We start from the raw sequence: 11,344 nt of genomic DNA, 5'->3' as shown, positions 1-11,344 counted from the left end.
CTAACTCGCTTATTTACAGTGATCAAGATTCCATATTTTCGGCGGCCAAATGATAGCGTAGCCTGAAAGGAAATTAAACTTTGACGCACAGATTATTTACATTTTTGCAAGGTAGTTAACATGTCATTCCGTTCTCGCAGCACAAACTCGAAGCCCGCACTCCGCTCTGGCAAACCGGGTTTTAAACAAAGTGCAGGCCATTCATCGAGCAACAGAAAGAAGCAAAGAACAGAGTCAAAGCCGAGAATCAGTGCGGCTGATAGAAAAGTACTGATTTTTAACAAACCTTATGACACTTTAAGTCAATTCACCGACGGTGACGGCCGAAAAACCCTTGCGGATTACATTACCGTCAAAGATGTCTATGCCGCGGGTCGCCTAGACAGAGACAGTGAAGGTTTGTTGGTACTAACAAACGATGGGATCTTACAAGCGAAGCTCACTCAGCCTAGCTCCAAGTCACCAAAAACGTACTGGGTTCAGGTTGAGGGGGATCCTAGTGAAGAAGACTTAGATAAACTGCGTAAAGGGGTTGAGCTCAAAGACGGCATGACACTGCCTGCAAAAGTAGAAATTTTGGATGAACCAACGCTGTGGGAAAGGAACCCTCCGGTTCGTTTTCGCGCCGCCATCCCAACCGCATGGCTAGCCGTCACCATAATTGAAGGGCGTAATCGCCAAGTAAGACGCATGACCGCCAATATCGGCTTCCCTACTCTGAGATTAATTAGGCATTCAATGGGCCAATGGCAATTAAACGATTTACAACCAGGTGAATACAAAGAAGTAGACGTTCAACTCTAGCCCGTAACCAAGCTCACGAAAATGGTTAGACTTTGTTCAAATAAGAGCTAAAACCCAGAGAATAAACTGTGATTTAGCTCTCGGAACTGTCACCAACAAAATCTTTCTGATAGAATCTGCAGCCAAGTAATTTTTGTGGTAGAGAACCATGTCAGATAACAGCCAAAAGAAAGTAATTGTCGGAATGTCCGGCGGTGTTGACTCCTCTGTTTCCGCTTACCTGCTTCAGCAACAAGGCTATCAAGTTGAAGGCCTGTTCATGAAGAACTGGGAAGAAGATGATAACGAAGAGTATTGCACAGCAGCAGAAGATTTAGCTGATGCTCAGGCTGTTTGCGACAAGCTCGGTATTCATCTACACACGATCAACTTTGCCTCCGAATACTGGGACAACGTGTTCGAGTACTTCTTAGCGGAATACAAAGCCGGACGCACACCTAATCCCGACATCCTTTGTAACAAAGAAATTAAGTTCAAAGCGTTTTTAGAGTTCGCTGACGAAGTGCTTGATGCGGACTACATCGCAATGGGTCACTACGTCCGTCGTACCTTCCCAACCGTTGAAGGCGAAAAGCCTCAAATGTTGCGTGGATTAGACACCAATAAAGACCAAAGCTATTTCTTATACACCCTAAGTTCAGACCAGGTAGCGCGCAGCCTATTCCCTGTTGGTGACTTAGAAAAACCGGAAGTTCGTCGTATCGCAGAAGAACAAGACTTAATCACTGCGAAGAAAAAGGACTCAACCGGTATTTGCTTTATTGGTGAGCGTAAATTCACCGACTTCCTTTCTCGTTATCTGCCTGCTCAGCCGGGCAAAATTGAAACACCTGAAGGTAAAGTTATCGGCGAACACCAAGGTTTGATGTACCATACCCTCGGTCAACGCAAAGGTTTGCACATTGGTGGCCAAAAAGGCGGCGGTGGCAACGAAGATCCGTGGTACGTTGCTGAAAAAGATCTCAAGCGTAACGTGTTAATCGCTGTTCAGGGTGGCGAACACCCACTGCTTAAATCTCAAGGCCTTTTTGCTTCTCAACTGCATTGGGTTGACCGCGCAGCAATAAAAGCACCACTTAGCTGCACTGTGAAAACCAGATATCGCCAAGAAGACATCCCTTGCACCATCATTCCTGTGGATGATGAAAACATCAAAGTCATCTTTGATGAACCGCAAGTCGCTGTTACTCCAGGTCAATCTGCTGTATTTTATAGCGGCGAAGTTTGCCTAGGTGGCGGGATCATCGAAGCACGCATTTAGCTTTTGAACATCAGTATCAATGCACTGCAAACGCAGTGCATTGAATAAAAAGTAAATTTAAGGAGTAGTTACGTGGCTAATACACTTTATGACCGCACCATCGCATTTGCCGGTATGTGCCAAGCTGTTGCACTTGTACAAGAAGTTGCAAAGAACGGTCATTGTGATTCAGACGCGTTTAAAGCCTCTGTTAACGCTATTCTAAGTACCAATCCTTCTAATACTCTTGATGTGTTTGGCACTGAAGCTGACCTAAAAATAGGACTAGAATGCCTTATTGAAGGCATCGACAGCACCCCTGCTGGAAGTGAAGTCACACGTTACCTTATTAGCCTAATGGCACTCGAGCGCAAGCTTGATACGCGCCGTGATGCAATGTCTCAATTGGGTGACCGCATTCAAATGGCACAACGCCAAACTGAACATTTTGATTTGTTCGACGAAAACATGATCAGTAACCTTGCGAGCATCTACCTTGATGTTATCAGCCCTGTTGGCCCACGAATCCAAGTTACTGGCACCCCTACCGTATTACAGCAAACCTCCAATCAACACAAAGTTCGTGCTCTGCTGCTTTCTGGCATTCGTAGCGCAGTACTTTGGCGCCAAACTGGTGGTAAGCGACGTCACTTAATATTTGGCCGCAAGAAAATGATCGAGCAAGCCCAAATATTATTAGCAAGAATTTAACCCCCATTTAATCAATTCAGGAGAACACCATGGAACTGTCAGCACTGACGGCTGTTTCACCAGTAGATGGCCGCTACGGAAGTAAAACGATTGCGTTACGCAGTATCTTTAGTGAGTATGGCCTCCTTAAGTACCGTACTATCGTTGAAGTCCGTTGGCTACAGAAGCTTGCAGCGACAAATGCCATTGCAGAAGTGCCTGCTTTTAGCGCCGAAGCAAATAAGTTCCTAGACGAACTGGCTGCTAACTTTAGCGAAGAAGATGCTGCACGTATCAAAGAGATCGAGCGCACAACCAACCATGACGTTAAAGCGGTTGAGTACTTCCTAAAAGAAAAAGTAGCGGGTGTTCCTGAACTGCACGCTGTGAATGAGTTCATTCACTTTGCATGTACTTCAGAAGACATCAACAACACATCACACGCTCTTATGCTTAAAGAAGCGCGTGAGACGATTATTCTTCCTGAGATCCGCAACATCATTAACGCTCTACGCGCGCTAGCAGAAGAATACCGTGATATTCCTCTTCTTTCTCGTACTCACGGCCAGCCAGCCTCTCCATCTACGATGGGTAAAGAAATGGCAAACGTTGCGTACCGTATGGAGCGTCAATACAAGCAAATCGAAAACGTTGAGATCCTAGCGAAAGTAAATGGCGCAGTGGGTAACTACAACGCTCACCTTTCTGCTTACCCAGAGCTTGACTGGCACAACTTTGCGGAAGAGTTCATTACACAATCTCTTGGTGTGACTTGGAACCCTTACACAACGCAAATCGAACCTCACGATTACATCGCTGAGCTTTTTGATGCTGTTGCTCGTTTCAACACTATTCTAATCGACTTTGATCGTGACGTTTGGGGTTACATTGCATTGGGCCACTTTAAGCAAAAAACCATTGCTGGCGAAATCGGTTCTTCAACCATGCCGCATAAAGTGAACCCAATCGACTTTGAAAACTCAGAAGGTAACCTTGGTCTTGCCAATGCTGTGTTCTCACACCTTGCGCAAAAACTGCCTGTTTCTCGCTGGCAGCGCGACCTGACAGATTCAACGGTTCTTCGTAACCTAGGTGTTGGTGTTGGCTACGCAGTGATTGCCTACACTTCTACCCTGAAAGGTATTAGCAAGCTAGAAGTAAACCGTGAAGCGCTACTAGCAGAACTAGACAAAAACTGGGAAGTCTTGGCAGAGCCAGTACAAACGGTTATGCGTCGCTACGGTATCGAGAAGCCATACGAGAAGCTAAAAGAGCTGACTCGTGGTAAGCGAATTGACGGCGAAGCTATGCGTAACTTCATCGACGGTCTTGAGCTTCCAGAAGCTGAAAAAGTACGTTTGAAAGAAATGACGCCAGCAAACTACATCGGTCAAGCAATCGAGCTAACTGACAAGCTGTAAGCGCAAACTTAAAGAATCAGGGAAAGCCTTTTTCTTAATCGAGTAATGAGAGTCACCGAAAGGTGGCTCTTTTTTTATTGGTCGCCGAAATAAGCTGGTACAATGCGCGCATAATTCGCTATGAAGACTATTTATGTATCAGCTTTCCTTTTCTTTAGAACAATTCCTCACTGAATTTTGGCAGAAAAAACCCACCATCATCAAAGGTGGTTTCGCCAATTTCGAAGACCCTATGAGCCCAGACGAACTGGCTGGTTTAACCATGGAGGAGGAAATCGACTCTCGTTTCGTTTCGAACTTAGAGGGTCAATGGCAAGCCGAACATGGTCCTTTTAAAGAAGAGAAATTCACAGAGCTTGGCGAGACTAACTGGTCTTTCATCGTTCAAGCCGCCAATCACTGGCACACTGAAGCCGCTCAGTTGGTTAAACCGTTTAGCGCACTGCCAAATTGGCTATTTGATGACTTGATGATCAGTTACTCTGTTGCCGGCGGCGGCGTTGGTCCTCATATCGACCAATACGATGTGTTCATCATTCAAGGACAAGGTAAAAGACACTGGCGCGTTGGTGCGAAAGATGAAGGTCAATACGTAGAAACCTGTCGTCACTCTGCACTTCGTCAAATTGAAGGTTTTGACGCCATCATAGATGATGTTTTAGAACCAGGTGACATCTTATACATTCCACCCGGTTTCCCTCATGATGGTTATGCACTAGAAGCATCAATGAGTTATTCCGTTGGTTACCGTTCACCAAAAGAACAAGAGCTCATCAGCAACTTTGCCGATTTTGTTTTAGCTCATGATATTGGCGATGTGCACCTGCATAACCCAGATCAACAGCCTCAACAAAATAGCGGTTTGATCCAAACCAATGATTTAGACCACCTCAAAGGTATGCTGAACAAAGCCCTTGAAGACCAATCGTTTGTCGATAAGTTTATGGGTTGCCTGCTCAGTCAGTCTCGCCACCAGCTAGATGTGGTCGCGCCAGAAGATGCATGGACGAGTGAAGAAATTCAAAACCACCTTGAGCACGGTGGCGTATTTGAACGCGTATCTGGACTAAGAGCCTACTACCACCAACATGATTTAAACACCGCGTACATTAACGGTGAAGTCATACAAGTAACGAAGCCACAACAGCCATTGATTCATGCACTGTGTGATAACCAACAGCTAGCCAATGAAAGCATCCAGTCTTGTGAAGACATAACGAGTGTTATCACTATATTGACCGAGCTTGTAAACAAAGGCTACTGGTTCAGCGAATAATAAAAAGGCCCCGTTTAATAACGGGGCCATTTTATTCTATTTTTAAGGATTAAGCGGTAACGATTGGTCGCTATTGACTATTCGTCGCTCTGGCAACAAAGGCACGTGTCCTTTCATGTTGAGGCTGACCAAAAATTTGCTCAGGTGGCCCCTGCTCCACGATAACTCCACCTTCCATAAATATCACTTTATCTGCTACTTCTCGGGCAAACTGCATTTCATGAGTCACAACTATCATGGTTTGTTTTTGCTTAGCGAGTTGCTTCATTACCGTAAGTACTTCATCAACCCATTCCGGGTCGAGCGCGGATGTCGGCTCATCGAATAGAATAACATCGCCTTTACAAGCCATTGCGCGAGCAATACCGACTCGTTGTTGTTGACCACCAGAAAGCTGAGCAGGATATTTATGTTGATGCTCATTCATCCCTACGCTTTCTAGCAGTTTTTCTGCGGTACTTAGCGCTGTAGCCTTAGGCTCTTTCCAAACGGTAATCAGCGACTCAGCGACATTTTCCAATGCCGTTTTATTGGCAAACAACGCGTAATTTTGAAATACAAAGCTGCTTTGAGATCTGAGCTGGTGAATGACTTTAGAATTAACCGACTGCGCATCAACCGTGACATTACCAATAGAAATATGACCGGTAGTCGGAGCTTCAAGATAATTTAAACAACGCAGTAATGTGGATTTTCCGGTACCTGACGGCCCAATAATCACCACGATTTCGCCCTTTTCTACTTCAAGGTCAATCTGCTTAAGCACCTCGTGATCACCAAATTTTTTACTCAATTGGCTTACTCGTATCATCGGACAAACGCCTTATTCAAGTTTTTCTCTAGGGCAGTCTGAATGCGAGTAAAGAACACGACAACAATCCAGTAAATCAGAGCAACAGCAAGGAACGCTTCAAAAAACTTAAAGCTTGATGATGCTTCCATTTGCGCTTTCGCCATAATTTCAGCCACGCCCAAAGTGAATGCCAACGAAGTACTTTTGATCATGTCGATAAAGTAATTCATAAGAGATGGCGTTGCGACACGAGCAGCTTGCGGCAATATGACCCTTTTCATCGCTTGCAACTGAGTCATGCCGACACTTAAGCTCGCTTCCATTTGGCTTTTATCAATACCTAAAATAGCGGCACGAATACTCTCTGCCATATAAGCGGAAAAGTGCAGAGATAACCCAATCACCGCAGCGCTGAAAGCATCCATTCCTATGAATATAGGAAAGACTTGTGGCAGACCGTAATAAAGTAAAAACAGCTGAACCAATAATGGCGTCCCTCGAAAAAACGAGATGTACACCACAACCAGCGCATTAAGGCCTTTTATCTTAAAGACTCGCACTAGCGCCAAAACCATCGATATAGCCAGTGCAATAGCAAAGCCTATCAATGACATTTGCAGCGTTACTCCCAAATATTTTATCAATATCGGAAATAACGCCAGCATATAATCAAAGTCAAAACCGTTCATTATTTAGTAATATCTGCATCAAACCATTTCTGAGAGATCTGAGATAAAGTACCGTCGGCTTTCATTTCAGTCAGCGCTTGATCCACTTTCGCTTTAATGGCCAGTTTTTCTGGTTTATTCAAGAAAGGCATCGCATTTTCAATCGTTTCAAACGGCTTACCTGCTAAAGCCAACGGCAAGCCTGATTTTTTGATCAGTTGAGTTGATGAGACACGGTCCATAACAAACGCGTCAGTACGGCCTAATGCAACATCCTGCTCAAAACCACTGTCGTAAGTAATGATGTTAATTTCATTGTTTGTGTCGTGTTGACGCAATAATTGCTCAAAGTTACTGCCTAAGTTTACGGCAACTTTTTTGCCTTTAAGGTCGTCAATGCCTTGAATGTCTTCACGGCCTTTACGTACCACAACTTGTGCGCCGTCTACCACGTAAGGTACCGAAAAAGCGTATTTGGCTTTGCGGGCATCCGTTATTGTGATTTGGTTACTGATGGTATCAATGTGACCCGCTTCTAACATACCAAACAGGCCTGAAAAGCTAGATGTGACAAACTCTACTTTGTAGTCAGCACGTTTACCAATTTCATTCCAAACATCAATTTCATAGCCTTGTAATTCATCTAGTTTGACAAAAGTAAACGGAAAATAGCGGCCAGACATGCCCACTTTCACTTCTTCCTGAGCAAGTGAAACGCTAGAGGTAAACGTAGTGGCGATAGCAAGAGAGGTAAGCAAAAGTTTTTTAAAGACAGACATTATTAGTACTCTTTTAATTAGATGCCGCTCAATGTACCTGAATCATCGAGCAGTAATAAATAACCAAAAGTACTATGTAATTCACCAAAATAATAAGAAAAGGCGCTATATAAAACCAGACTCTTACTAATTTAAAGGCCCATTATCCTTTGAAGTGACAATAATTAGCAAATATCGCTTAACTATCACTCAATTGTCGATCAAGAACCACTCACAACACTTCACGATTTATCGCACTTATTCCCTTTGCTCGAAGGGCAACCCGAGCATCCTCCGCACTGGCCGCGCTTTTTGAACCATTTACGGTATAAGTAATAGCCTGCGGCACACACAACCGCTATAACCAAGAATGCATCCGTGAATGATGTCGATGCCTCATACATAGTGATTACCTCTCGTTAGGTCGCGTGCGCGCCTATATTAGGGCTTCTCTTCTGCTGGAACCGCCCATAAAATCCAACCGCTAATAATAAAAACAAACCAGTAAAGTATATGGATGTCATCGCAGCCACACCAGAGATCGCGAGTGCATTGCCGACAGTGTGTACCAATGTTGCAACCCCAAAGCCTAAGCAGGTTGGCAATACCATGGATAAAACCATCCAACGATACTGACCTGTTTGCACCTTGATCATCATCACAGTAGCCAAACAAGGTGGATAGAGTGCAAAGAACAATATCAGGGCAACGGCCGCTAACTCACCTTGCTTGGCAAAATCTTCAGACTGACCGATTCGAGTTTCTAGCTTATCGTTACTGTCTTCATCTGGTTGGAACAACACGCCTAAGGTCGCCACACTGCTTTCTCTTGCGGCAAATGATGAAAATAACGCTACGTTGATCTTCCAATCAAACCCTGCGTATTTAGTGACGGGTTCAATAGACCGCCCAAAACTCCCGAGTAGCGAATTCTGCAATTGAAGTTCTTTCATTTCTCGACGAATTTTCTTACGTTCAGATGCGAGCTTACGTAAGGATCGATTCGCCTTTCTCGCCGCTTTGTCACCTTTGGGCGGCACAACGATTGAGAAAAAATCAGGGTTACGCAGGGCGAAATCTTTATTTACGGCTTTGGAGGCGCTAGCACCAGACGCATTCAATTTCGCTCTCTTAAAGTCGGTAAAGTAATTAACAAGCAAAGGCAGCGAATCGTCATTAATGTTCTGACGATAGTCCGTCGACTCAATGGATTTGTAGAATTTCGTTACAGCTTGTTCTGCGCGTTGTTGATATTGAAACTGCTCTGAGGCTTCCATTCCAGGAAATTGCAGTAATACAAAAATAACGGTAGAGACTGCAACAACGATGGTGCCGACTTTCTTTACATACGTCCACGTACGCTCAATGGCTCGGGTTAGTACGCTTCTAAGAGTGGGTAAGTTATATCTTGGCAATTCCATTACAAATGGTGCGGTTTCACTGCTTTTAAGTACAGTTTTAGTCAGCAACTTAGCCACTAATAGAGCTGCGATAATAGTGAACGTAGAAATATAAAACATCATCAATGCTTTATCTTGTTTAAAGAAGGTGCTCAGTAGCAAAGTATATAACGGGACTTTGGCTAGGCAATTCATGAACGGCACGGTCAAAATAGTCGCCATTCTTGCTCGGTTGTCGGGTATCCCTTTGGTCGCCATGATTCCCGGAACTGCGCAGCCGCCAGCAAACACGCCGCTTAATATCATGGGCAGAGTACTTTGCCCATGTAAGCCAAACCGATGCAAAACTTTGTCGCAAATAAACGCGATTCTCGCCATATAGCCAGAGTCTTCCAATATCGCGATGAGTGCGAAAAGAATCAGAAAGATGGGCACATAGTTCAACAACGTATTGGCTGAATCTACAACCCATAATCCCAAGGAACGAGTGTAAGGGTCATGCAGGAAACCAGCGGCAGGCAAAAATCCGGCTATCCATTCTCGTGCGCTTGCTAGAATCGGCCACGTATAGTTTGTTAGCTCATAACCCCACACAATTGAGCATTGATAGATTGCGAAAACAGTAAGTAACAAGCATATTGGAGCGAGCATAGGGTGAAGTACGACTGAGTCTATTTTTTGACTTAACGACTTCTCTGGTCGCTTACTAAGATCAACATCGACACACTGCTTATACAACGCCAAAACTTGAGCATGCCTTTTGGGCACGAAATAATCGTTAAGCTCACCGGTAATCCGCTGCTGTGCATTTAACGCTATGTTTCGACACGCTTCACCTGCACCTAGCTCGTTTAGCCAGGTTGTGACTTCAGAGTCACCCTCCAGTAAGCGTAGCGCTAGCCACCTATGATTAAGGCTTTGCCTAATATTCAACTGTGTAAACAAATGTTGAAGCGCTGCAATTTCTTCGGTAATTTCCGAGTAGACTTCTGGAATGTTTGCTACTTTTGCTACATCAATGGCTTGGGTGATTCCCTGCTTCCCTTGGCCTTTTCGGCCAATGCTTTCAACTACAGGCACACCGAGTAATCCCGCTAGCTTAACGGAGTCTATTGTTACGCCCTCTTTCTGCGCAACATCCATCATGTTCAACACAATGGCGCAGGGTTTGTTCAGTTCAAATATCTGTAAAGTAAGGTTTAATGATCGTGTTAGGTTCGCGGCATCTACCACGTTGACGATTACATCTACGTCATCTTCCCTTAGGGCTTGCCTCGCAACACGCTCTTCTAATGAAAAACTGGTCAAACTGTAAGTGCCGGGTAAATCGGTTATTGTGTATCGATTTTCGTCATCAGAAAACGAACCTGAAATTTTATCAACCGTCACACCAGGATAATTGGCTACGTGTTGTCTTGCGCCGGTAAGCATATTAAACAACGTCGACTTTCCGGCATTTTGCTGACCCGCTAATAAGATATTCTTGTGTTGCATGTTTACTGCCCTACTTCGATTTTTACAGTCTTTGCTTCAGAACGACGCAAGATAATGCTGTTTGACCCCACCCTAACTTCTATTGGGTCACCGAGAGGTGCGTAGCGAACCACTTCGAATTCAGAAGGTGGAATAAGGCCAAGATCAAGTAAGCGTTGACGAACACTTCCTTTTGCTTCGTGAGCTACAATTTTTCCTTTTGTACCACGAGGCACACAAGCAAGTGATATTTCCATAACAATATTTCCACATAAAACCGTTTCTATATGTTATTGATATAGCCGACCAACCTCAACTCGTAATGAGAATCGTTATCAAATTAATGATCGAGATCAATTAAGATGCAAATGAGAGTGATTCTCTATTCCAAAATATTTAACTCATAGGTAGGATTCCGATAAACATAGAACGCAACCATCACAACCCGTTGTTTTAAAGGATTTAAAAATGAAATCGCTATCACTAGGTTTACTACTCGCAGCTAGCCTACCCATGGCAGCAAACGCTCATACACCTCTATGCTCATGCTATGACTTCGGCGACGGCACGGTACTTTGTGAGGGAGGGTTTTCTGATGGTTCATCAGCTTCTGGTGTGGAAATGCTTGTAAAAGATGCCAATAATCAAGCATTAGTTAAAGGTAAAATGAATGAAGATGGTGAATTCGAATTCAATAAACCAGACGGTGATTACTTAGTTGAATTCAACGCCGGACCAGGGCATTTGATCACCATTAACGGCGAAGATATCGTCGAGTAATGCACTGCAACTCATTATTAATTGGATCTATCAAAATTAAA

12 protein-coding genes are annotated in these 11,344 nt (G+C 44.2%); 6 read left to right on the top strand and 6 right to left on the bottom strand.

All coding sequences use genetic code 11. The annotated features are described in order from the left end of the window. Positions 1-120 precede the first annotated feature (120 nt). From QWZ04_RS05615 to QWZ04_RS05595, 5 genes are all read left to right on the top strand, one after another. On the top strand, positions 121-804 hold the full coding sequence (locus tag QWZ04_RS05615) for a pseudouridine synthase (protein ID WP_290325810.1): 684 nt from the start codon (positions 121-123) through the stop codon (positions 802-804). A gap of 148 nt (positions 805-952) precedes the next feature. After that, positions 953-2,065, top strand: a complete 1,113-nt coding sequence (mnmA, locus tag QWZ04_RS05610; protein WP_290325808.1) for a tRNA 2-thiouridine(34) synthase MnmA — start codon at positions 953-955, stop codon at positions 2,063-2,065. A gap of 72 nt (positions 2,066-2,137) precedes the next feature. Continuing rightward, positions 2,138-2,755, top strand: a complete 618-nt coding sequence (gene hflD / locus QWZ04_RS05605) for a high frequency lysogenization protein HflD (protein ID WP_102522271.1) — start codon at positions 2,138-2,140, stop codon at positions 2,753-2,755. 29 nt (positions 2,756-2,784) lie between these two features. Continuing rightward, positions 2,785-4,155 (top strand): adenylosuccinate lyase, encoded by a 1,371-nt coding sequence (gene purB / locus QWZ04_RS05600; RefSeq protein ID WP_102522272.1) that lies wholly within the window; start codon positions 2,785-2,787, stop codon positions 4,153-4,155. Between the two features lie 133 nt (positions 4,156-4,288). After that, positions 4,289-5,431, top strand: coding sequence for a ribosomal protein uL16 3-hydroxylase (locus QWZ04_RS05595; RefSeq protein ID WP_290325802.1), 1,143 nt, complete (start codon positions 4,289-4,291; stop codon positions 5,429-5,431). A gap of 70 nt (positions 5,432-5,501) precedes the next feature. On the opposite strand, the gene QWZ04_RS05590 is transcribed toward QWZ04_RS05595, so the two are convergent. The 6 genes from QWZ04_RS05590 to QWZ04_RS05570 all read right to left on the bottom strand — a co-directional run bounded on the left by QWZ04_RS05590 (position 5,502) and on the right by QWZ04_RS05570 (position 10,780). Beyond that, entirely contained in the window at positions 5,502-6,242 is a 741-nt protein-coding gene (locus tag QWZ04_RS05590; RefSeq protein ID WP_290325799.1) for an amino acid ABC transporter ATP-binding protein, read from the bottom strand. Then, complete coding sequence (locus QWZ04_RS05585; RefSeq protein WP_290325797.1) at positions 6,239-6,913, bottom strand: amino acid ABC transporter permease; 675 nt, start codon at positions 6,911-6,913, stop codon at positions 6,239-6,241. The genes QWZ04_RS05590 and QWZ04_RS05585 overlap by 4 nt, the downstream gene beginning before the upstream one ends. After that, complete coding sequence (locus QWZ04_RS05580; RefSeq protein ID WP_290325796.1) at positions 6,913-7,671, bottom strand: amino acid ABC transporter substrate-binding protein; 759 nt, start codon at positions 7,669-7,671, stop codon at positions 6,913-6,915. The genes QWZ04_RS05585 and QWZ04_RS05580 overlap by 1 nt, the downstream gene beginning before the upstream one ends. 221 nt (positions 7,672-7,892) lie before the next feature. After that, positions 7,893-8,054, bottom strand: a complete 162-nt coding sequence (locus QWZ04_RS23475; RefSeq protein ID WP_353958849.1) for a FeoB-associated Cys-rich membrane protein — start codon at positions 8,052-8,054, stop codon at positions 7,893-7,895. 15 nt (positions 8,055-8,069) lie between these two features. Then, positions 8,070-10,544 (bottom strand): ferrous iron transport protein B, encoded by a 2,475-nt coding sequence (gene feoB, locus QWZ04_RS05575; protein WP_290325795.1) that lies wholly within the window; start codon positions 10,542-10,544, stop codon positions 8,070-8,072. A 2-nt stretch (positions 10,545-10,546) separates the two neighbouring features. Beyond that, on the bottom strand, positions 10,547-10,780 hold the full coding sequence (locus QWZ04_RS05570; protein ID WP_290325794.1) for a FeoA family protein: 234 nt from the start codon (positions 10,778-10,780) through the stop codon (positions 10,547-10,549). Positions 10,781-10,991: 211 nt separating this feature from the next. Here QWZ04_RS05570 and QWZ04_RS05565 point away from each other — a divergent pair, with 211 nt between their 5' ends. Continuing rightward, positions 10,992-11,303 (top strand): hypothetical protein, encoded by a 312-nt coding sequence (locus QWZ04_RS05565; RefSeq protein ID WP_290325792.1) that lies wholly within the window; start codon positions 10,992-10,994, stop codon positions 11,301-11,303. Positions 11,304-11,344 lie beyond the last annotated feature (41 nt).

Origin of the sequence: Vibrio tapetis subsp. quintayensis (assembly GCF_030409945.1) — a bacterium.
Lineage (GTDB): Bacteria > Pseudomonadota > Gammaproteobacteria > Enterobacterales > Vibrionaceae > Vibrio > Vibrio quintayensis.
Note: the sequence above shows the minus strand (reverse complement) of the source record. Positions and strands in the feature narration are given on the sequence as shown.

Bases quoted from the DNA above. Each gene is read 5' to 3' on its own strand.
- QWZ04_RS05615 (WP_290325810.1), top strand. From the start codon at position 121: ATGTCATTCCGTTCTCGCAGCACAAACTCGAAGCCCGCACTCCGCTCT.
- mnmA (WP_290325808.1), top strand. From the start codon at position 953: ATGTCAGATAACAGCCAAAAGAAAGTAATTGTCGGAATGTCCGGCGGT.
- purB (WP_102522272.1), top strand. From the start codon at position 2,785: ATGGAACTGTCAGCACTGACGGCTGTTTCACCAGTAGATGGCCGCTAC.
- QWZ04_RS05595 (WP_290325802.1), top strand. From the start codon at position 4,289: ATGTATCAGCTTTCCTTTTCTTTAGAACAATTCCTCACTGAATTTTGG.
- QWZ04_RS05590 (WP_290325799.1), bottom strand. From the start codon at position 6,242: ATGATACGAGTAAGCCAATTGAGTAAAAAATTTGGTGATCACGAGGTG.
- QWZ04_RS05585 (WP_290325797.1), bottom strand. From the start codon at position 6,913: ATGAACGGTTTTGACTTTGATTATATGCTGGCGTTATTTCCGATATTG.
- QWZ04_RS05580 (WP_290325796.1), bottom strand. From the start codon at position 7,671: ATGTCTGTCTTTAAAAAACTTTTGCTTACCTCTCTTGCTATCGCCACT.
- QWZ04_RS23475 (WP_353958849.1), bottom strand. From the start codon at position 8,054: ATGTATGAGGCATCGACATCATTCACGGATGCATTCTTGGTTATAGCG.
- feoB (WP_290325795.1), bottom strand. From the start codon at position 10,544: ATGCAACACAAGAATATCTTATTAGCGGGTCAGCAAAATGCCGGAAAG.
- QWZ04_RS05570 (WP_290325794.1), bottom strand. From the start codon at position 10,780: ATGGAAATATCACTTGCTTGTGTGCCTCGTGGTACAAAAGGAAAAATT.
- QWZ04_RS05565 (WP_290325792.1), top strand. From the start codon at position 10,992: ATGAAATCGCTATCACTAGGTTTACTACTCGCAGCTAGCCTACCCATG.